This is a genomic window from Alteromonas sp. MB-3u-76, from assembly GCF_002831605.1.
Lineage (GTDB): Bacteria > Pseudomonadota > Gammaproteobacteria > Enterobacterales > Alteromonadaceae > Alteromonas > Alteromonas hispanica.
On the sequence record NZ_CP025115.1, the window covers coordinates 2,884,572 to 2,906,011 of the forward strand.

The 21,440-nt window shown below is 44.0% G+C and carries 22 protein-coding genes; 10 read left to right on the forward strand and 12 right to left on the reverse strand.

Annotation, left to right across the window (positions count from 1 at the left end):
• Nucleotides 1-75: 75 nt before the first annotated feature.
• Nucleotides 76-1,113 carry an IS110 family transposase gene (locus tag CW735_RS12880; RefSeq protein ID WP_100970721.1) on the reverse strand — a complete coding sequence of 346 codons (1,038 nt, stop codon included), beginning with the start codon at nucleotides 1,111-1,113 and terminating at the stop codon, nucleotides 76-78.
• A gap of 382 nt (nucleotides 1,114-1,495) precedes the next feature.
• Entirely contained in the window at nucleotides 1,496-1,702 is a 207-nt protein-coding gene (locus CW735_RS12885) for a hypothetical protein (RefSeq protein WP_015068459.1), read from the reverse strand.
• A 167-nt stretch (nucleotides 1,703-1,869) separates the two neighbouring features.
• Here CW735_RS12885 and CW735_RS12890 point away from each other — a divergent pair, with 167 nt between their 5' ends.
• Entirely contained in the window at nucleotides 1,870-2,082 is a 213-nt protein-coding gene (locus tag CW735_RS12890) for a hypothetical protein (RefSeq protein ID WP_157812691.1), read from the forward strand.
• A gap of 72 nt (nucleotides 2,083-2,154) precedes the next feature.
• Here the strand turns inward: CW735_RS12890 and clpB are convergent, their stop codons facing one another.
• From clpB to rluD, 3 genes are all read right to left on the reverse strand, one after another.
• Entirely contained in the window at nucleotides 2,155-4,731 is a 2,577-nt protein-coding gene (clpB, locus tag CW735_RS12895) for an ATP-dependent chaperone ClpB (RefSeq protein WP_071980065.1), read from the reverse strand.
• 110 nt (nucleotides 4,732-4,841) lie between these two features.
• Nucleotides 4,842-5,570: a peptidoglycan editing factor PgeF gene (gene pgeF, locus CW735_RS12900; RefSeq protein ID WP_071980066.1), complete on the reverse strand. Its 729-nt coding sequence runs from the start codon at nucleotides 5,568-5,570 to the stop codon at nucleotides 4,842-4,844.
• Nucleotides 5,571-5,574: 4 nt separating this feature from the next.
• The gene (rluD, locus tag CW735_RS12905) at nucleotides 5,575-6,558 is read right to left on the reverse strand and encodes a 23S rRNA pseudouridine(1911/1915/1917) synthase RluD (RefSeq protein WP_071981300.1); all 984 of its coding nucleotides are present in this window, start codon (nucleotides 6,556-6,558) and stop codon (nucleotides 5,575-5,577) included.
• 186 nt (nucleotides 6,559-6,744) lie between these two features.
• Here rluD and CW735_RS12910 point away from each other — a divergent pair, with 186 nt between their 5' ends.
• Nucleotides 6,745-7,512, forward strand: a complete 768-nt coding sequence (locus tag CW735_RS12910; RefSeq protein ID WP_071980067.1) for an outer membrane protein assembly factor BamD — start codon at nucleotides 6,745-6,747, stop codon at nucleotides 7,510-7,512.
• A gap of 156 nt (nucleotides 7,513-7,668) precedes the next feature.
• Here CW735_RS12910 and CW735_RS12915 read toward each other — a convergent pair whose 3' ends face one another.
• The 3 genes from CW735_RS12915 to CW735_RS12925 all read right to left on the reverse strand — a co-directional run bounded on the left by CW735_RS12915 (nucleotide 7,669) and on the right by CW735_RS12925 (nucleotide 9,658).
• Nucleotides 7,669-8,367, reverse strand: coding sequence for a ChrR family anti-sigma-E factor (locus CW735_RS12915; protein WP_071980068.1), 699 nt, complete (start codon nucleotides 8,365-8,367; stop codon nucleotides 7,669-7,671).
• The gene (locus CW735_RS12920) at nucleotides 8,360-8,971 is read right to left on the reverse strand and encodes a sigma-70 family RNA polymerase sigma factor (RefSeq protein WP_071980069.1); all 612 of its coding nucleotides are present in this window, start codon (nucleotides 8,969-8,971) and stop codon (nucleotides 8,360-8,362) included. The genes CW735_RS12915 and CW735_RS12920 overlap by 8 nt, the downstream gene beginning before the upstream one ends.
• Before the next feature lie 111 nt (nucleotides 8,972-9,082).
• The gene (locus tag CW735_RS12925) at nucleotides 9,083-9,658 is read right to left on the reverse strand and encodes an LON peptidase substrate-binding domain-containing protein (protein WP_071980070.1); all 576 of its coding nucleotides are present in this window, start codon (nucleotides 9,656-9,658) and stop codon (nucleotides 9,083-9,085) included.
• Nucleotides 9,659-10,030: 372 nt separating this feature from the next.
• Between CW735_RS12925 and CW735_RS12930 the strand changes: the two genes are divergently transcribed.
• Genes CW735_RS12930 through CW735_RS12950 form a run of 5 tightly spaced genes read left to right on the forward strand, consistent with a single transcriptional unit; the run spans nucleotide 10,031 to nucleotide 14,484 of the window.
• Nucleotides 10,031-10,471, forward strand: coding sequence for a nuclear transport factor 2 family protein (locus tag CW735_RS12930; RefSeq protein WP_071980071.1), 441 nt, complete (start codon nucleotides 10,031-10,033; stop codon nucleotides 10,469-10,471).
• On the forward strand, nucleotides 10,468-11,187 hold the full coding sequence (locus tag CW735_RS12935) for an SDR family NAD(P)-dependent oxidoreductase (RefSeq protein ID WP_100972508.1): 720 nt from the start codon (nucleotides 10,468-10,470) through the stop codon (nucleotides 11,185-11,187). Before CW735_RS12930 ends, CW735_RS12935 begins: the two co-directional genes overlap by 4 nt.
• Before the next feature lie 22 nt (nucleotides 11,188-11,209).
• Entirely contained in the window at nucleotides 11,210-12,475 is a 1,266-nt protein-coding gene (locus CW735_RS12940) for an NAD(P)/FAD-dependent oxidoreductase (RefSeq protein ID WP_071980073.1), read from the forward strand.
• Nucleotides 12,472-13,227: a DUF1365 domain-containing protein gene (locus CW735_RS12945; RefSeq protein ID WP_071980074.1), complete on the forward strand. Its 756-nt coding sequence runs from the start codon at nucleotides 12,472-12,474 to the stop codon at nucleotides 13,225-13,227. The genes CW735_RS12940 and CW735_RS12945 overlap by 4 nt, the downstream gene beginning before the upstream one ends.
• Nucleotides 13,228-13,230: 3 nt before the next feature.
• On the forward strand, nucleotides 13,231-14,484 hold the full coding sequence (locus CW735_RS12950; RefSeq protein ID WP_100972510.1) for an SAM-dependent methyltransferase: 1,254 nt from the start codon (nucleotides 13,231-13,233) through the stop codon (nucleotides 14,482-14,484).
• 156 nt (nucleotides 14,485-14,640) lie between these two features.
• On the opposite strand, the gene CW735_RS12955 is transcribed toward CW735_RS12950, so the two are convergent.
• Together CW735_RS12955 and pomA are read right to left on the reverse strand one after the other, a co-directional pair.
• Nucleotides 14,641-15,570: a flagellar motor protein MotB gene (locus tag CW735_RS12955; protein WP_071980076.1), complete on the reverse strand. Its 930-nt coding sequence runs from the start codon at nucleotides 15,568-15,570 to the stop codon at nucleotides 14,641-14,643.
• Entirely contained in the window at nucleotides 15,570-16,331 is a 762-nt protein-coding gene (gene pomA, locus CW735_RS12960; protein WP_071980077.1) for a flagellar motor protein PomA, read from the reverse strand. Before pomA ends, CW735_RS12955 begins: the two co-directional genes overlap by 1 nt.
• A 361-nt stretch (nucleotides 16,332-16,692) precedes the next feature.
• On the opposite strand from pomA, the gene xseB reads away from it, so the two are divergent.
• The 3 genes from xseB to dxs are packed head-to-tail and all read left to right on the forward strand — an operon-like array spanning nucleotide 16,693 to nucleotide 19,765.
• A complete protein-coding gene (xseB, locus tag CW735_RS12965) occupies nucleotides 16,693-16,935 on the forward strand; it encodes an exodeoxyribonuclease VII small subunit (protein ID WP_071980078.1) in 243 nt (80 codons plus the stop codon).
• 30 nt (nucleotides 16,936-16,965) lie between these two features.
• Nucleotides 16,966-17,856, forward strand: coding sequence for a farnesyl diphosphate synthase (locus tag CW735_RS12970; protein ID WP_071980079.1), 891 nt, complete (start codon nucleotides 16,966-16,968; stop codon nucleotides 17,854-17,856).
• A 31-nt stretch (nucleotides 17,857-17,887) separates the two neighbouring features.
• The gene (gene dxs / locus CW735_RS12975) at nucleotides 17,888-19,765 is read left to right on the forward strand and encodes a 1-deoxy-D-xylulose-5-phosphate synthase (RefSeq protein ID WP_071980080.1); all 1,878 of its coding nucleotides are present in this window, start codon (nucleotides 17,888-17,890) and stop codon (nucleotides 19,763-19,765) included.
• Nucleotides 19,766-19,916: 151 nt separating this feature from the next.
• Here the strand turns inward: dxs and CW735_RS12980 are convergent, their stop codons facing one another.
• Nucleotides 19,917-20,417, reverse strand: coding sequence for a phosphatidylglycerophosphatase A family protein (locus tag CW735_RS12980; protein WP_071980081.1), 501 nt, complete (start codon nucleotides 20,415-20,417; stop codon nucleotides 19,917-19,919).
• A 14-nt stretch (nucleotides 20,418-20,431) separates the two neighbouring features.
• A complete protein-coding gene (thiL, locus tag CW735_RS12985) occupies nucleotides 20,432-21,397 on the reverse strand; it encodes a thiamine-phosphate kinase (RefSeq protein ID WP_071980082.1) in 966 nt (321 codons plus the stop codon).
• Between the last annotated feature and the right edge of the window lie 43 nt (nucleotides 21,398-21,440).

The window sequence follows — 21,440 nt, forward strand, 5'->3', positions numbered from 1 at the left end:
TCACTTGAGAGGACTGGCTGAATTCTGCTGGTTGGTCTTACCATTTATTTTCGCAATTTGTTGATTTACTAACTCTTAGGCTGCTAACAGTATCGGATTGTAATCGTCATTATTCTTTATTAGAGCAACAGCGGTTCTCACCGTTTTATTTGCTAACGCGATGGCAGCAACCTTCTTTCCCCTTCGGTCAACTAACGCCTTCAGCCACTGCTCTTTCACAGTCTTAGGCTCTCTGGATACTGCTTTATTCACTACCGACATTGCTCCCTGATAGAGCAAACTTCGCAATCTTTTATCTGCACAGTTTTTAGAAATATGTCCCAATCGCTCTTTACCGCCGGTCGAATGCTGCTTCGGTGTCAAACCTATGCATGCTGATGCATCCCGGCCTGTATTGAACTCTGTCGCATTTCCCAATCGAACGGTTAACCCCAAAGCAATCAAAGGGCCTACGCCTTCGAGTTTACTTAATTTCTGGCAAACAGGATTATGCCGCGTGTGTTCTGCTATGAGCCTGTCATAACTTTCTATTTGAGTCGTATAGAGTTGTAACATTTGTGACTGCGCAGCCAAAGCCTGACGATAATTCATCGGCAAGCCGTTTTCTGCATCTTCTAAAATGTCAGGCAGCGCAGTGACTAAATGATTTAACCCCTTTGCTATCACAATCCCGAATTCCGTCAACAGTCCTCGTATCTGGTTTGCCAACGCCGTCCTTTGCTCCAACTGCAGCATTCGCACCCGCTCCAGGGCCTGAAGACCCTGTTCATCTTCCTCCATGATGCCACAAGAGTTTATATGAGGTAATTGAGCCGCAATACCGATAGCGTAGGCGTCATTTTTATCTGTTTTTTGCTTTAATTGCAGCCCTTTTACTGCGCGAGGATGAATGATTTTTACTTGATGACCATGCCGCCTCGCTAAACGCGCCCAGTAATTCGAGCCACCACAGGCTTCCATTGCCACTAACGCTGACACATGGTTTCCCAGAAGTGCTATCAATGCTTTACGACTCATTGCTTTGTTATAATCAATTTTTCCGTCACTGTTGAACTTGCAAACCTGAAAGGAATGCTTTGCAAGGTCAATTGCAATAATTGTATTCTTAATCATGTATGGACCCCTTTGGCTAATTTGACAATTAAGACCGTACCCCTTTCAGGGAAGGGAGTCCATACATCTCACAGAACCGTACGTACGGGCCTCGTATACGGCTCCTGCATACTTCATATCACTTGCTAAGTGACACAATGCTAATTTGCAATCTAGTATCGTGCGCCCTATGGACATCGTTCATTTTCTAACATTGTGGTAACTTTCATTGCAGGGTTTGGCGTTCTAGCACTGAGGCAATCTACCAAATTTGACTACAATTACTTCCCATATACGGCCTGTCTCACCAGACATCACTATTCCTAGCGCACCGATTCGACTTGTCCCGCTGATCTGGCGGCTTGTGTATCAATGATAAAAAAACTCACAACTCATCAGAGTCTTAAAGTCTGCTTCCCCCCTTCGCAATCCATTTAAGCTTTTGGCTAAAATAGATCCTATCAAACACAATGCTGATAGTCGGCTTGGTTTTACCCTCCACACCATTACTGGCTTTCATCGGCCTAGCCTTACTCACTACTACGGGTTCATCTGCCACCTCACACTCGCAACATTCTTGGATCACTCCTTGAACGATACGTCCAACCATTTGATTGGATCCAATGCCAGGCTTCCCCAGTTACTGTTCTGGTAACCACGTTATGGCTCCCTGTTAGAAATTCCACCCTCAAACACAAAACAGGTCTGACTGAGTATCGGGCTTCGCGCTATTTTGCACGCTTACCCACCTGCCTTGCCGAATCAGGTTCACTTTCGTTGTGTACCTCTAACTTCCTATGGCTTCCTTCAGACCCTATCGTTGGCCAACAGCGCCCTTGCCATTCGGATTATCTTCCCCTCAGTCAGGGTGATTCAGGTTTCTTTCAACCTGACGGGTTTGCCAGCTTCGCTGGGCAAACAAAAAAGCGGGTGCCTCGCGACACCCGCTTAATCGTATCTATAGTTTGTTACCTAGCACCGTGGCTATAAATGTATCTTATCGCTCGCGAACCGCACGGGGTAACACTTAAACGAATAGCAGAACATTCTCCCTTCTGTTTCCTACTCGCTTACGATAAACAGTTTTTCATTGTCTGCATCTATTCTCACTGTCGACTCTGGCAGTAAAGCACCGCTTAACAACTGTTGCGCCAGCGGATTTTCAATTTGCATTTGAATAGCTCGCTTGAGCGGTCTTGCACCAAAGACAGGATCAAAACCTGCTTCTGCAAGTTTATCCATTGCCCTGCCAGATAGCGTGAGCTTATAACCTTTATCTGCAAGCCTAGCACGTAGCGATGCGAGCTGTATCTTAGCAATTGCCTTAATTTGCTCTTTACCCAGCGGGTGAAATACTACAATGTCATCCACACGGTTTATGAACTCTGGGCGGAAGTGCTGACCAACCACATTCAATACTAGTGATTTCATTTCGTCGTACTGACTTTCATCGTGCTTGTCTTGAATAACATCAGAACCAAGGTTTGACGTCATTATCACTACGGTATTTTTGAAGTCTACAGTACGTCCCTGCCCGTCAGTCAAACGCCCATCATCAAGAACTTGCAGCAGAATATTAAATACATCTGGGTGTGCTTTTTCCACCTCATCAAGCAAAATGACTGAGTACGGCTTGCGACGAACAGCCTCAGTTAGGTATCCGCCTTCCTCGTAGCCTACATAACCTGGAGGCGCACCAACGAGTCGTGAAACTGAATGCTTTTCCATAAATTCAGACATATCGATACGGATCATCGCGTCTTCGGTATCGAACATAAAGCCAGCCAACGTTTTGCAAAGTTCGGTTTTACCAACCCCTGTTGGGCCTAAGAAAAGGAAAGACCCGATAGGCCGGTTAGGATCAGCGAGCCCGGCACGTGTACGGCGAATAGCATTTGATACCGCATTCACTGCCTCTTGCTGCCCCACTACACGTTTGTGCAACACATCTTCCATACGAAGTAATTTGTCACGCTCTCCCTCCAGCATTTTAGACACAGGGATACCTGTCCAACGAGAGAGTACATCGGCAATTTCAGCATCGGTGACTTTATTTTTCACCAGCTTAGTTTCGCGAGTTTCATTCTCTGCAGCCTGCTCTAATTTAGACTCCAACTCAGGGATACGTCCATACTGAAGTTCAGACATTCTATTGAGATCTGAAGCTCGGCGAGCAATTTCTAAGTCTAACTTCGCTTGCTCTAACTCAGACTTTATGGTCTGAGTGCCCTGCATAGCGTCTTTTTCGTCTAGCCAGACCTTTTCAAAATCAGCATATTTAGTTTCTGCCTGCTCACGCTCTAGCTCAATCATTTCAAGACGCTTGTGACTGGCGTCGTCGGTCTCTTTCGCTAACGCTTGCTCCTCTAGCTTTAACTGAATAATTCGGCGTTCCAACCTATCCATATCTTCTGGTTTTGAGTCAATTTGAAGGCGAATACTCGATGCCGCCTCATCAATTAAATCAATGGCTTTGTCAGGTAGTTGGCGATCACTGATGTATCTGTGAGACAGACTTGCTGCTGCTACAATGGCTGGGTCGGTAATGTCTACTGAATGGTGAAGCTCGTAGCGCTCTTTAAGCCCCCGCAAAATAGCGATGGTATCCTCTACACTTGGCTCTTCAACAAGTACTTTCTGGAACCGGCGTTCAAGAGCTGCATCTTTTTCTATGTACTGACGATACTCATTTAATGTTGTAGCGCCAACACAATGAAGCTCGCCTCGAGCAAGTGCGGGTTTGAGCATATTCCCTGCATCCATAGCACCATCACCCTTGCCTGCCCCAACCATAGTATGAAGTTCGTCTATGAAAAGGATGACGCGACCTTCTTCCTTCGACAATTCATTAAGTACAGCTTTTAAACGCTCTTCAAATTCACCACGATATTTGGCCCCAGCAATGAGAGCTCCCATATCTAGAGACAATACTCGTTTATTTTTTAAGCCCTCTGGCACTTCGCCATTTATAATACGCTGAGCCAAGCCTTCGACAATAGCGGTTTTACCTACGCCAGGCTCACCAATGAGTACCGGGTTATTCTTTGTCCGTCGTTGTAGCACTTGTACTGTTCGGCGGATTTCGTCGTCTCTGCCTATCACTGGATCTAATTTACCCTGCTCTGCTCTTTCTGTTAGGTCAGTTGTAAACTTCTCTAGTGCTTGGCGTACGTCTTCTGCATTGGGGTCGGTTACCGTTTGCCCCCCACGCATATCATCAATAGCGGCTTCAACGATATCCTTAGTTACATTTAGGCTTCTAAGTATTTCACCGAGTCGCCCCTTATCGTCTATCGCTGCAACGACAAATATCTCAGACGTGATGTAGTCATCTTTACGTTGTTGCGCAATTTTGTCGCACAAGTTGAGTAAGACAATACTGTCCTTACCCAACTGCACTTCACCACCAATACCCTCAATTCGCGGTAGGCGCTCTATGGCCTGGCTCAATGCAGAGCGCAATGCGTTAACATTAATTTTTGCCTGATCAAGTAAAGGACGTACAGAGCCACCTTGCTGATTCAGCATGGCAGTCATTAAGTGTACTGGTTCAATGTATTGATGGTCTCGACCCAATGCGAGTGATTGAGCATCGGATATAGCGAGCTGAAACTTGCTGGTAAATCTATCTAATCTCATAACCTCAACCTTTAAATGAAAATTTGTTTATATTCTATTAATGGGAGCTTATGAATGACGATTCAAGTAACTATTGCTAAAGATGATAAAAAACTTGATTCAGCGCAATGTTATCGAAAACCAATAGCGCTCACAATTCGACCTGTGCCTTTGGCATTATCATGCGTAGCTTTGCGGTGGGAGTAAAACATATGGCTTTCACAATAAGTGCACAGGCAGCTTTGTGTTACTTGGTTCACACCAAGACTATTAAGCTGTAATTGTGCGATTAGCGGTAAATTTAAATAGTACTTATCGGAGTTTTTACTGGGTGTTACAACACCGTCATATTGCGAAAATCGAAATGCCACGCCACTGTCTACTTCGTAGCACTTGTTACAAATAGCTGGACCAATCCACGCCATAATACTGCTTGGAGAATTCGAAAAGCAGCGCAATGTCTCAGCAATGATTTTTATATCTAATCCTTTCCAACCAGCGTGCACGGCCGCCACCTCACTACCTGCTGTATCGCAAAGCAGGATGGGCACACAATCTGCGGTCATAACCGCACAAAATTGTTCAGGTTTATCTGTATATGCGGCATCAGCCGTTATCGCTGTAGTTGGAAGAGTAGCAACGGTGCATCCGTGCACTTGTTCAAGCCAGGTTATTTTTGAGCTGTGTGGCAGCTTTGAGCGGTTTTGTTTTACCACCGCTAAATCGTCACCAACATGAGCCCCAACATTGAGGCCCTCATATATACCGCGGCTTATGCCCCCATTTCGCGTAGAGGTATAAGCTACAACATTATCAGGGCATGACCACGCTGGTGTAATAAGGTCAGTTTTTGAAAGCATGCATTTAAATCATATCTTCAGGATTTTCTTTTGTATCTTGCCTTACCGCTTCCAATAAATCTTGCATATCTCTGGGCAGTGGCGCTTTCCATGTCATCCACTCTTCACTTTCTGGGTGAAACAAAGATAACTGAGCAGCATGAAGTGCCTGACGCTGAAACCCTCTAAGGGTATCTATAAAGGCGTTAGAAGCCCCTTTGGGTAATCTGGGTCTTCCACCATATGTTTGATCGCCTAACAGTGGATGCTTGAGATGCGCCATATGGACACGTATTTGGTGAGTACGCCCAGTCTCCAGCTTCAAACGCAAATGCGTGTATGCTCGAAATTTCTCAATGACGCGAAAGTGCGTTATTGCTGGCTTGCCATCTTCTCTAACCGCCATATGCGTGCGTTTCGTTGCATGACGTCCTATTGGCTCATCAACCACTCCACCAGCAACCATTGTTCCCATAGCAATGGCCTCGTACTCTCTGCTCATTTCTCTGCGCTGAAGCTGATCCACTAAATGAGTTTGAGCGGGTACAGTTTTGGCTACTACCATTAAGCCGGTGGTATCTTTATCTAGCCGATGTACAATTCCGGCTCTTGGCACGCGGTCTATATCAGGAACGTGATTAAGCAAGGCGTTGAGCACTGTACCGCTAGGATTGCCTGCTCCAGGGTGAACTACTAAGTCGGCCGGCTTATTGATTACTAGAATATGCTCATCTTCAAAAACAATATCCAGAGCGATATCTTGAGCTACGCTGTTTACCTGAACTTCCATTTCTGCTTGAACAGTAATGACTTCATCTATTTGCATTTTATGGCGTGGCACTGTAATTACTTCGCCATTCACGGAAACGTTACCGTCTTGGATCCAAGTTTTTAACTTAGAACGTGAATATTCAGGGAACAAATCGGCTAATGTCTGATCTAACCGTAGACCAAAGTGTGCGGCTTCTGTAGAAGCCTCTAATTGAATTGTGTTTGGCACTTGCGTCATAACACCTAACATTACGTGTAAAAAGGGTATTATAACAAGGAATCACCCTGTACACTGCGTTGTTTGCGAATTTGTATAGTTTTTCTCTTCGTTAGTACGTTAGAATAAGAAAATCGTGTTGTTATTTAGCACATGAGCTCAGACAGCGAAGTTGTAGAAACTGTTTAGCAGGATTATAGAATCATTATGAAATCATTTCGTCTTTTAGCACCTGTACTTCTTGGTACTGCGGTAACGCTAGCGGGTTGTAGCTCTTCAGAATCTGAAGAAGAAAAAATTGTGCTTGCTAATATGGGGGCTCAGCAGCTCTATGAGAGAGCATCAGAAAGCATGGAAGTGGGTAACTTCAGTGCTGCGGCGCAAACACTCAGTGCACTAGATTCTCGTTACCCGTTTGGACCGTTATCTCACCAGGTTCAACTCGACCTTATTTATAGCTATTACAAGTCAGGAAAGATTGACGAAACGCTTGCGACTATCGACCGTTTCATTCGCTTGAACCCTAATCACTCTGACGTGGATTATGCATACTATATGCGCGGTCTAACCAACATGGAATCAGATAGTAACCTCTTCCAAGAGCTGCTGACCATAGACCGTTCAGATAGAGACCCTTCGAAATCTCGCCAAGCGTTTGAAGACTTTAGGCGTTTAATAGAGCAGTATCCGAACAGCAAATATGCTGCTGACGCCAAAAAGCGCATGCTACATATTAAAGACCGGCTAGCTAGGTATGAGATTGCGATTGCGCGCTTCTACATGAGAAGACAAGCTTATGTAGCTGCGGCTAATCGCGGTCGCTATGTCATAGAGCATTTCCCAGATACTACACAAGTAAAGGACGCTCTTGAAATTATGGTGTCTAGTTACGAACAGCTTGGCTTGGACGACCTAAGATTAAATGCGATGAAAACGCTTAAACTCAATTTCCCAGACAGTGACTTTATCAGCTAAGACGCGGGGCTTGCTTATCCTACGTTCTGAAAGCTAGGTTCGCAAAGCTACGTTAGTAAAGCCACGTTCGCAAAGGCAGCCTGCCAAAAAGACAATAAAAAACGCACCAAAAGGTGCGTTTTTTGTTTATCTTCCGAATAACTCAGAAACTAAGAGTTACCTAAAAAATAAGTGACTGAATGGATTTAGCAGCCTTGCCAAACCAGAAGTAAAATGTAGCGGTTGGTCAACAATACTGAATACTAAACATCCCTCTTTAGTATCAGACCTTGGTGTGTGTGTTTTATTTCCGTCCATGAAAATAAAATCTCCAGTATCATAGTCACTCAAACCATCACTGAATTCACCATCGATGACTAACGTATATTCCGTGCCTCTGTGGGTATGCTCGGGAACGCTTCCTCCACTACCCATAAATATAAAATTAGCGACACCTTGATTGCCTAAGTCCACAGGAGCTTGCCACAATTTACCCACTAGACTTGACCAGTTCCCTGTTTTATCGACATAACGATGCAAAGTTCTTGGCAATTTAAATGAGCGACCGTCCAATTCTATCGATACCGTTCGCTCGCCAAGATTACTGGCGTAGCTTGATGAACTACCGTCAACCTCAATTGACGACGGTGATTGGGTAATCTGCGAAAGCATATCACCAAACTGCGCAGACTCATCAAAACTCTCTTCAATTTCAGACACCAACTCTGCTGCTAGTTCTTCAGTTTCGCTCTCAACGCGAAGCTGACATTGCTCACACATGTCACAATGAGCCGACACTAACAGAGAGACCGCGGGCGTTAAACTGCCCTCAACGAATTCTTTGAGTTGTTGAGAGCTAGGATGAAACTTAATCATTGTCGTTCAGCATACCTTTTAGACGTTGAAGCGCCAGGCGAGTCCTAGACTTCACAGTTCCCAATGGAATAGACAGTTCATTCGCAACCTCTTGCTGAGATTTACCGTCTATGTAAATTGCTTCAATAACCGCTTTTTGCTTAACCGGTAACTCTTCGAATAAATAACCGATTTGCTCCAGTGTAACCTGTTCATCAAGAGGGGCTTCATTCAAATCTGCAGTCTGTTCGCACAGAACAGGCCACAAATCATCAGAGCAAACATCCTCTTTGCGGTTCTGTAGCTTTCGTAACATGTCAAATCTAATGTTTCGTGCGATAGTAAAAATCCACGTTGATGGCGACCCTTTCTCTGCATTAAAAAGGTGTGCTTTTTGCCATACATTCGACATTGTGTCTTGCACCAACTCCATAGCTAGTGCCTCGTTACCCATTTGCTTTAGGGCATAAGAGCGTAGACGTGGAGCAAAATAATTAAAAACTCGGGAAAATGATCGTTTACAGCGAGCGTCAGCAACCGCTACAAGGTGTTCAGACATTTCGGTAGCACAATCTTTAGGTTTGATTGTGCTGTTGCTTTGTTCCAATGGAATTCCAACTAACATAGTATTCGTCCGCCTTTCCGTTTTGGTGCTTTCATTCTACGGGTTTCTGACTTAAAACGTTCGGTGAAATCGCATATTTTAGGTTACGATTTTGTAATAAAGGTAGCATGGTTACGCTATCAATGTAGACAGATACTTGAGCAAATTTGTGCATTCTCGTTGTTGTAGAAAATGCTGTTTTTGCGCTCCATCTACGGGAAGCAACTCCAACCATCTATTCAATACCCAATTGGGACAATCAAATTTTGGTTCATCATACAATGATGCTAGCTCTTCGTAATTTCCGAATATTTCTTTAAGTCGCTCGTCCATAGGCGCTAATTGCTGGGATGAAAGGTCACAATTCCAAGATTCAATTGGATTACATATACCCGTTCTTAATTCGTCGTGTTCAACGTGTATATCTTCCACCTCAACTAGGTGAGAACCAGCAACCTTTATGCCAAGCAAGCCATCGTCAAGCATATCAAAGTCTACCACCGTGGCATATGTACCTATTCGATGTATGTGTTCGTTAGCCGATTTATCGCCATTTGCATTTAACATACACATAACAAAGCCTTTGTTTTCGGCACACGCCTCTTTCACCATGCGAACATACCGCGGTTCAAAAATGCGCAAGGCCATGCGACCTTCCGGTAACAGATGGGCTGATAAAGGGAACAAGGGAAAACGTTTATTACTCATACACCACACTTCCAAGAATACATAAGGAGTTACGCGAGTGGGAATGAATTGGATCCATGTCGGAAAATTTTTCACACTGTGGTTTTAGTGGGTGATCTTATTGGCACGCTGTCTTGTAAAGTTGAGCTTTCTTTTATTTTCTGCAGTAAAAGAATGAAATGAATTCAAGCGGTTGTGGTTAGAACAAAAAAGCATCATTGTTACACGACGATGATTCACATTTGCAGATTCGATTAAATTGCTGAGCAGAATTTCTAAAAGACAACGCAAGAAATCTATATAAGTTGTACTTTATAAGCGCAAAATAGGCTTTAAAGTCACCGTGTTAATTACCTAAAGCGCATATACGTAGAGGCGTGTGAGGAAGATAGAATGGAAGTTATTCAACGTTTTTGTAAGATTTACACAGATATTTGTAAAATATCTACCGATGATCTTGCCAGTATCTATGCAACCGATGTTTTGTTCATAGACCCGATAACAACACACCAAGGCCTCACTGAAGTTAAGTCCTATTTTAATAACCTCCTGGAACAAGCTGAAAGCTGCAAGTTTGATATTGCTGACATTTTTCTATGCGCTCGTGATGACCAGTCTAATTCACGTGTGACCCACATAGCAAATTGGACAATGACGCTTGTACTAAAAGGTAGCGAAAAGGTAATCACGCTTGATGGCACTACTCAGCTTGGGGTGAGCAACAACATGATTGTTTACCACAAGGATTATTACGATTTGGGCGAAATGGTGTATGAGCACGTACCCGTATTAGGTTTTATAATTAAGAAAATCAAAGGGAGGCTCGCCAGATGAAAACATTGCTAATCACCGGAGCAACATCAGGTATTGGAAAATCACTTGCAGAGCATGCAGCCGATAGAGGGTACAAGGTAATCGCATGTGGCAGAAATGAAGAAGCATTAACTAGTCTTGCAAAACACGAAAACATTTCACCATGTCAATTCGACGTGTCTAACCTCGAAGATACAAAAAAAGCGCTAAGTGACGTGGAGTTCGATATTGCAGTTTTAAATGCAGGTACATGTGAATACGTCGATATTGAGGAGTTTGAAGCTGATATGTTTCGTCGTGTCTTCGAACCCAATTTTTTCGGCGTGGTTAACTGTGTAGATGCCTTCGTCAATAAATTAAAAAAAGGTGATAAATTAGTTATTGTTGACAGTATGGCTAGACTCCTTCCCTTCACTCGCTCACAAGCCTACGGCGCCAGCAAAGCGGCATTACACTATTTTACCAAGAGCTTAGAAGTAGACTTACACGATAGAGGTGTAAAGGTGCAAGCTGTATCGCCGGGCTTCGTTGAAACGCCACTGACTGATAAAAATGACTTCGATATGCCAATGAAGATCACCGCAGAAGAGGCGGCTAGAAGTATGCTCGAAGGAATAGAAGGAAATAAACGTACTATCTTTTTCCCAAAAATGTTTGGCTATATATTAAGATTCATGAATCTATTACCATCAGGCCTACAAACACGTTTGTCCCTGTCGATGCGCAACGAAAAATAAGTAGTTTAAGAGAACGTTAATAATGACAAAAAAAGTAGCAATTGTGGGTACAGGTATTTCAGGTCTCACCTGTGCTCATCTTCTCAATAAGAAAAATGATATTACCGTATATGAAGCAAACGACTATATCGGTGGACACACGGCAACAAAAACCATTACTGATGAAGGTGAAACCCACGACATCGACACAGGGTTTATCGTTTTTAACGATTGGACTTACCCTAATTTCATCAAACTAATGAATTCTTTAGGCGTTGATTATCAACCAACTGAGATGAGCTTTTCGGTGACCAGCAAAAAAGCGAATCTAGAATACAATGGCAACACCATCAATAGTTTGTTTGCCCAACGCAGAAATATTTTACGCCCCAAATTTTGGCGAATAGTTCGAGATATTCTTAAATTTAATAAAGCCTGTAAGGCGATGGTTGCAGATAAGAGAGACACCTCCGCGCTGACATTACAAGATATTATCGATGAATTAGAGCTTAGCGAGGACTTTGCGCGGTATTACATTCTTCCTATGTGTGCTGCCATATGGTCGAGCAGCTTAGAGCAAACTCGGGGGTTCCCTCTCACCTTTTTCCTGCAGTTTTTCAATAATCATGGACTGCTCAATATTACAGACCGCCCCCAGTGGTACACCATCAAGAGAGGCTCTCGCCAGTATATTGCGCCTTTAATTGAAGCGTTTAAGTCGCAGATAAAATTGTCTTGCGGTGTTAAGAATGTCAGTCGTATTGGCGATAAGTGGTCTGTTACAGATGTAACCGGGAATACAGAGAAATTCGACGACGTGGTTTTTGCGTGTCACAGCGACCAAGCACTAGCTATGCTCGAGAACCCAACCGACCTTCACCGTGATATACTTGGCAACATCCCATATGGCGATAACGACGTTGTAATGCACAAAGACGTGGGCCAGCTTCCAAAACGCAAACTTGCTTGGGCCAGCTGGAATTATCGACTTAAAGAAGATGCGACCGAAGAAATGCGTCCAGCTTCGGTTACTTACAACATGAATATTCTGCAGCGTCTTTCCGCCAAGAACACTTACTCAGTCACGCTCAACAACACAAGCGAAATAGATAAAACGCAGATTTTAGGCGAATATCAATACGCTCACCCGCAATACAGTGCCACGATGGTTAAAGCACAGCACCGCAGAAGCGAAATTTGTGGTGTAGACAATTTGCATTTTTGCGGGGCGTATTGGTACAACGGGTTTCATGAAGACGGTGTTGTAAGTGCGCTTGACGTTTGCAAACGGTTTGGTGAGACATTGTGACAGCTGTAGATACTGAAAGTGCAATTTATCGCGGTACCGTTTACCACGAGCGTTTCAAACCAACGCAGCACAAGTTTTTATACGACATTTATCTGTTTTGGCTAAAACTTGATGAAAAAGAGCTTACTGCCCTGTCTGAAAACATGAAGCACTTTTCTATTAGCAGTTGGGCCAGAGCAAGGTTTAAACGGCAAGACTATCTAGATGATGACAGCAAGCCGCTAAAAGACGCAGTGCTAGACAAAATGACGTCGTTAAACGGTAATAAAGCACTTAACGGTGAAGTTTTTATGCTGGGGCAGCTAAGGATGTGGGGGCTGTATTTCAGCCCAGTTAATTTTTATTACCTAAGGCAAAATGACGGAAGCTTCTCTCACATGCTTGCTGAAGTGAGCAATACCCCCTGGAATGAGAGGCACTATTATTTAGTTGACTTAGCGACACAGGATGACACAAAAAAAGCCTTTCACGTCTCTCCTTTTAACCCAATGGATATGACCTATAAATGGCGAATTACGCAGCCTTCAGATAGACTGTCATTGGTAATGGATTGTGTACGACAGGACAAAGAATTCTGTGCTGGAATAAATTTGAGCAAAATTACTTTAGATAATGCGAATCTAACTAAAGTGATGAAGCGTATACCTAGTATGACAATGAAAACTGTATTGGGAATTTATTGGCAAGCGCTTAAATTATTTTTAAAAAAGACGCCGCTATATACACACCCAGAAAAGAGTCAGGAAAAATAAAAAATGTCTTTTGGTGAATCTGTATTACTCTCTACGTCAGAGGTTTCGTTTGTTGACAAGACCTGTAGAACGCTCTTCCTTAAATGTTTAAAACACCTACCCCTAGGTAGTTTAACCATTCAAGAAAACGGCGACACTATTGCAACATTTGGCAATGAGCATGACGAGCTGTCAGCTATCGTTAATATAAAAGATGTAAAAGCATATCGAAGCCTATTGCTTGGCGGCAGCGTAGGTGCTGGTGAGGCCTACATGGATGGGCACTGGGACAGCAATGATGTCACCGCAGTAGTGCAAATTTTTGCGCGTAACTTACCCACACTTGACGAGTGGGAAAATAAGTTTAAATGGTTAACTATGCCGGTGATGAAACTGCAACATTTCACCCGCAGAAACACCACAAGCCAAGCAAAGAAGAACATCGAGGCGCATTACGACTTGGGTAATAAACTTTATACTCGCTTCCTTGATGGCACTATGATGTACTCTTCTGCTATTTATCCAGACCCAAATGCATCTCTTAACGAAGCGCAAAACCACAAGCTTAAAACCATATGTGACAAGCTAAAACTGGATGAGAATGATCACCTGTTAGAAATTGGCACTGGCTGGGGCGGCCTAGCGGTATATGCCGCAAAACACTACGGATGCAAAGTAACCACCACGACTATCTCTGAAGAGCAATACGCTTGGGCTCAGGAGTGGATAGAAAAAGAGCAAGTTGAAGACAAGGTAACCCTATTAAAAAAGGATTATCGATTACTTGAAGGTAAATACGACAAACTTGTTTCTATTGAAATGATTGAAGCGGTAGGCCGTTCGTTCTTGGGTAACTTTTTTGAAAGATGCTCTTCATTGTTAAAAGACAATGGCTTAATGCTTTTACAGTCGATTACCATTGACGACAGACGCTATGACAGTTACTCCAAAAGCGTAGATTTTATTCAGAAATACATATTCCCTGGCGGATTTTTACCATCACAATATCAGCTGAACGCTCACCTTAAAAAGCATTCAGATATGATGATAAGAGACCTGCACGACATTGGCATCGACTATGCGAAAACGCTTAATCACTGGTATGAGGCATTCATAGCTGCAAAGGATGAACTGTTGCAGGATGGATACGATGAGCGCTTTGTACGTATGTGGACTTATTATCTGAAATATTGCGAAGGTGGTTTTTTGGAAAGAACGATAAGTACGGTGCAATTGGTTATATCTAAGCCTCAATACCGAGATTTATTGGCGCGCTAGCACTAGCGTTTCTTACTAATAAAAAACGACGCAGCAGCGTCGTTTTTTATATGATAGCGTTTTTAAAAGACTTAGGCTAACGCCCGCTCAGCTACGCCAAGTTTAAATAACAAGTTTAAATAATAATTCGTCGCCTCTATTTACAAGTATCTAGAGCTAATCATTAACTACGGAAATGGGTTTTGAGATCATAGGCTCACCCTGGTTAATATTAATTTCCACTCTTCGATTCTTCGCTCTGTCTTGGGGAGACGTTGCGTTTTCTACAATAGGCTTTGTGTCTGCCAACCCAACCACCGACATTCTACTCTCATCGAAACCTTGAGCCGTTCGCATTGCCTCGGCAACAGCGACAGCACGCTGGGCGGACAGGTCCCAATTTGAACGGTATAGCTCGTTAGCAATATGCTGACCATCACTATGGCCGGATATTGCTATCTCGCCAGGTACATCTGCAAGTAAAAATCCGATTTTTTGTATGATCGGCTTGAATTGAGGTTGCAGGAAAGCAGAGCCTGCCGAGAATGAACCGTTCTCTCGAATTCGAATAGTAAGCTGTTGCCCTAAAGACTCCATTTCTATTGAACCGTCTAATATTTGCTTTTGCAGTTGCTGCGCCACTTTTTTCATTAGCTCAGCCGTTTGCGATTGTTCAGAGCTTTGTGAGGCTGATGAAGAGGAATCCGTAGCAGTCTGTTGAGCCTGTCCACCGCGCTGTTCACCACGCTGTTTCTGCCTCCCCCCAGCAGAGTCTTCATCGCCCGCTTGAAACTCAAGCATTTGCTGAGTCATTTCGATGGTTTGCTGTTGAATAGTTTCTATGGGGGTGGGATCAGGCTTACCTGGCCTGAATTCCATAGCAATAACGCTTGTTCCCTTGGGAATGTCCTTTACCTCTATCTTATTTTGAACCCCGAAAGCAAATTTCATTGAACCCGCTATTTGCTTAAATTTTAAAACGTCCATTTCTGAAAATGAGAGCAAGAGTACAAAGAAGCACATTAATAACGACATCAAATCGGCAAATGTACCCATCCACGCAGGAAGGCCTTCGGGTGGGCACTTGGGACATTCTTCTTCAGCCATTACTCTTCCTCACCTGAGCCGCGCTTACTCGCTGCTAAGTAATTCTTTAATATTCCGTCGATAACGCGAGGGTTTTGGCCATCAGCAATGCCCACAATGCCATCTAGTATCAGGCTTTGATTGAGCTGCTCTTCTGCCGCTCTGTTAGACAGCTTCACAGCAATAGGCAAACAAACGATATTGGCAAAAAAGGCACCATACAAAGTTGTTAACAAGGCTACCGCCATTGCCGGACCGATAGATTTAGGATCATCCATGTTAGACAACATAGCTACCAAACCAACTAACGTGCCAATCATGCCCATGGCTGGAGCCACATCGCCCATACCTTTAAATATAGTTGCACCGAATTCGTGACGGTCCGATGTCATCTTGATATCTTTAGACAGGGTTTCTCGAACTACCTCAATATCGTGACCATCCACCAGCATGTCCACACCCTTTTGCATAAACTCATTGCTTATTTCGGCCTCTTCCAAGGCTAGAAAGCCTCCTTTGCGGGCAGCGTCAGCCATTTCAACGATCTTCTCAATCAACTCTTCAGGTGGCTCAATTTTAAACATGAAGGCTTTTCCGGCGATTTTACCGGCACCAAAGAATTGGCCTAATGTGAACTGAGATAGCACGACAAATAAGCTTCCACCGAACACGATGAGAAGCGAGGGTACGTTGATAAACATACTCATACTACCGCCCATCAACATTGCCATTACAACAAAGCCGATGGCTCCCAACATACCTATGACCGTTGCTAAATCCACTTACTCTTCCCCATTTATGCGCAGCCAATGCTATTGATATACTTTGATTCTATCGGCAAAGTATAGAAAATCTAAAACAACATAGTTGAAAAATATCACAATTATGTGAGTTCGTTTATGCAAAAATAGATTTTTAATCCGTTTATTTCTCGGTGACAATTATCAAATTGTTTTAGGTTAATTGTTCTTGATTAGTTGTAGCTCTACTTTGAACAACAATCCACCGTTAGGTTAACCATAGGCAGTAAAGTTTTAGCTGACCAGAGAGATATACTTAATATGAGGACAAACCATTTGACCCTTGTGCAACCGTCCGTTAAGGTTCGCGTTATGTTATTGACGCCTACAGCTGAGCTCTCTTATGACAACAAAAAAGGACACTGCATCGTTTGAAGAAACGCTTGCCGAATTGGAATCTATTGTCGATGAAATGGAAAATGGCGACCTTCCGCTTAACAAAGCGCTGGAAAAGTTTGAACGCGGTATAGCGCTCTCTCGTCAAGGTCAAAAATCTCTCGAAAATGCAGAACAAAAAGTTCAAATTCTTCTAAATGAACAAGGCGAAGACGTATTAAAATCGCTGCCAGAAAGTGAACAACCCTAATCTGCTCACTTGTTAGCCACAGGTATCCTAATGAATTTCTCTGCTCTGCATCAGCAAGTAAAGCAGCAAACTGATGCGTCCTTGCTACAACTAATTGAAGAGTTACCCGATTACGCTCCGTCACTCAAAGCGGCCATGCGGCACGCTCTACTAGCTGGTGGAAAGCGAATGCGTCCCCTACTCGTTCATGTGGTAGGCAACACGCTAGATGTGCCCAAAAAAGATCAAATAGCCATCAGTATGGCTATTGAGTGTGTTCATGCCTACTCGCTTGTGCATGACGACCTTCCTGCTATGGATGATGACGATTTACGTCGAGGTATGCCCACTTGCCACATTGCTTTTGATGAGGCAACTGCAATTTTAGCAGGTGATGCGCTTCAAACACTTGGTTTTAGTATATTAGCCGATTCGCCAATGAGCGAATACGGCGACGCCCATAGAGCAAAGCTTCTCAGTATTTTGGCGAAAAGTGCAGGATACCTTGGTATGTGTGGAGGCCAGGCAATAGACTTGGCAAGTACAGGGAAAACCATAGACATAGAGGCATTAAAAACCCTTCATACGCTCAAAACAGGTGCGCTGCTTCGCGCTTGCGTAGAAATGATTGCTACTGTGTGCAGCACATTGGACAAAGAGGCGGAGACAGATCTCATGCTCTTTGCCAATAATATCGGGCTCGCATTTCAAGTCCAAGACGATATTTTAGACGTAGAAGGTAGTAATGAAAGTTTAGGTAAGCCTGCAGGTTCCGATGAAGCACTCGGCAAAAACACTTTTCCTGCAAAACTGGGGTTAAGTGGAGCTAAAGATGAGTTAGCAACACTTCACGAGAATGCACTACAAGCATTAGCCCGTTTACCTTACAATACAGATAGTTTAATCGCGTTTAGCGAGCTTTTGGTAAAACGTGACCATTAGCCACGCGCCATGTTGAAAAGATAATAAAAAAATGAGTTTAGATCTCCAACATTATCCAACGCTTGCCCTTGCGCAAACGCCGGACAAACTAAGGAAGTTACCACAAGATAAGCTCCGCGATCTCGCTGATGAACTTCGCGAATACCTGCTGACTTGTGTGAGCCAAAGTAGCGGGCATTTTGCTTCTGGCCTAGGCACTGTGGAATTAACAGTTGCACTTCACTACATATACAATACTCCTTTCGACCGTCTTCTTTGGGATGTGGGACATCAGGCATATCCGCATAAAATCCTAACCGGTCGCGCGGAGAAAATGTCTACAATAAGACAAAAAGACGGCCTGCACCCGTTTCCATGGCCGCTTGAAAGTGATTATGACACCTTTGCAGTGGGCCATTCATCCACGTCAATAAGTGCCGCGTTAGGCATGGCTGTTGCCGCTGAAAAAGAAGCTAAAGGCAGAAAAATTGTATCAGTCATCGGCGATGGTGCAATGACTGCGGGCATGGCCTTTGAAGCCATGAATCACGCGGGTGATATCAAGAAAGACATGGTCGTTATTCTCAACGACAACGAAATGTCTATTTCGGAAAATGTTGGTGCACTAAACAGCCATTTAGCACGCCTGCTTACGGGAAATCTTTTTAATTCAATCCGGGACGGTGGTAAGAAGCTTCTAAGTAACGTGCCGCCAATAAAAGAGTTTGCTAGCCGTGCCGAGGAACACTTGAAAGGCATGGTGGTGCCAGGCACCATTTTCGAAGAACTAGGGTTTAACTACATAGGTCCTATTGACGGACACGACGTGAATGCGGTTGTTGACACTCTTCGCAACATGCGTAAGTTTGAAGGCCCTCAACTACTGCATGTGGTGACCAAAAAAGGTAAAGGCTACGCGGTTGCAGAAGAAGATCCTATCAAGTTTCACGCTGTTCCCAAGTTTAACCCTGCTGACAATGCGCTTCCAAAATCTAAAGCCACAGCTCCTACCTATTCTGCTATTTTCGGGCAGTGGTTGTGCGACATGGCCGCTAAAGACTCAAAGTTAATGGCTGTAACTCCGGCCATGCGCGAAGGCTCCGGTATGGTGGCGTTTTCACAGCAATATCCAGAACAGTACTTTGATGTGGCTATAGCAGAGCAACATGCGGTCACCTTCGGAGCTGGTTTAGCAAAAGAAGGTCTCAACGCTGTCGTTGCGATTTACTCTACATTTTTACAACGGGCTTACGATCAGCTTATACACGATGTAGCGATTCAAAACTTACCGGTTCTTTTTGCTATCGATAGGGCTGGCATTGTTGGCGCAGACGGACCAACACACCAAGGTGCTTTCGACATTGCATTTTTACGCTGTATTCCCAACTTAATTGTTATGGCCCCTTCGGATGAAAATGAGTGCAGGCAAATGCTTTACACTGGCCATATAGCACAGCAACCTGCTGCGGTGAGATACCCCCGTGGTGCAGGAATGGGCGTAACACCAGATCAGACCATGAAAGCGCTGGAAATAGGCAAGGCTCGAGTACTGAAAGAAAGCACCGCAGAAGCTTCCAAGCGCGTTGCGATCCTTAACTTTGGCTGCCTACTACCACATGCTCTTGAGGCCGCAGAAAAGCTCAACGCCTCGGTGATAGACATGCGTTTTGTCAAGCCCATAGATGGCGACGCCATTGCACAAGCAGCCAGTAATCACGATGTATTGCTAACGCTTGAAGATGGTTGCGTTATGGGTGGCGCCGGTAGTGCTGTTTTAGAGTACCTTCAACAACGAGGTATAATGAAAACCGTAAAGATACTGGGGCTACCTGATAGCTTCATATTACAAGGTACACAGCAAGAAATGTATAAAGAGCATGGGCTTGACGCAGAAGGAATAATACGAACCGCTGAGCAACTACTATTTTAACTCTTTTGAGTTTTGATAAATTGGCAAATTTTTTAAAGCATGCTATTAAAAGCATAATATTTAAAGCATGAAAAAAGCCCTCGCCGAAGAAGTTACTCTTCAGCGAGGGCTTTTTACTGTAAGTAGAATACTGAAAATTAAATTATCGTTTCTAAAAAAGGGTAAGCACCGCAGGCCAAAGATTAATCGCTATGTGCAAACATCCGCAAGCCATAGCGCCGGCAAGCAGATCGTCCAACATAATCCCTGTTCCGCCGTGTAATCTTTTATCAATAATGCCTATAGGCCACGGTTTTAGTATGTCGAAGACTCGAAATAACAAAAAACCAATGACAAGGGTAGATGCCGTGACTGGCAAAAATAAGAAGGTTACAAACATGCCTGCTATCTCGTCCCACACGATAGAGCCATGGTCGTGCACTTGCATATCATCAGCAGTTTTACCACATAGATAAATGCCAATCACCGACGCCATTAGCGTTACCGCAATGAAAGAGAGAGTGGATACTTGAGCGCATAGTAAAAGTAAAGGTATCGCGGCTAACGAACCAAATGTACCCGGCATAACCGGAACAAGACCGCTGCCAAACCCTAAAGCCAAAAAGTGCACCGGGTTTTTCATACTCACTCTTGCACGAAACTCAGCCTGCATAAAAAGCGCTCATTCTAAAACGTATGTTCGTAGCCGCTAGATTGCTTCGGCTCGTATTTTTCATCATTTTTATACAACATTAACTTGTCTGAATGACCGGTTAGTTGCCCAATACAGGTGACTTTTACGTTAGAGCTGGCGATAGAAGTTTCAAGACTGCCCCGCTGCTCTTCAGACACAGTGAAAAGCAACTCATAATCATCGCCTGCAGAGAGCGCGTATTCTATCGCTTCTTCTTGTGTTACCGCGCTCGTTAATGCGCGAGATAACGGAAGGCGATCGACATGAATGTTAGCACCACAGCCAGAAGCGCTAAGAATATGCTTCAGGTCCGAAATAACACCGTCCGATACATCGATACAAGAAGATGCAATACGGCGCATAGCGGTACCTACAGCAACTCTCGGAGTCGGAAAATAATGTCGATTGATGAGAACATCTCTGGCCTCTCCGGACACATCAAGCTTACCTTGAAGAATATCCAAGCCTGCACCTGCATCTCCCAAAGTTCCGCTGACGTAAACCCAGTCTCCCGGTTTAGCACCGCTGCGGGTAAGTTCAGAGCCCGGAGGAATAAAACCTTGTGCGGTAATAGTCATCGCCATGGGGCCTTTTACAGTATCACCACCAATGAGCTGAACCGAGTAGTATTGTGTAAGCTCGTACAGACCTGAAACGAAATCACTTAACCATGTTTCTTCTACTTCAGGAAGTGACAGCGATAGGCTTATCCATGCAGGCTCAGCCCCCATCGCAGCGAGGTCGCTAAGATTAGCTGCTACGGCTTTGTAAGCTACTGACTTTGCGGGCGCGTCTCTTAAAAAATGTACATCTGCTACAAGCGTATCGGTAGTTACTGCCAACTGCTGATTTTCAGGTACCATTGTCACGGCACAATCATCACCAATACCAATAACTACGTCTCGTCTTTTGTGGCCGCCAGCAGAAAAGTAGCGGCCGATAAGGTCGAATTCTTTCACGGTATTTATTAAAACCTTAAGTAACGTCCAGTGTCACTGAAAT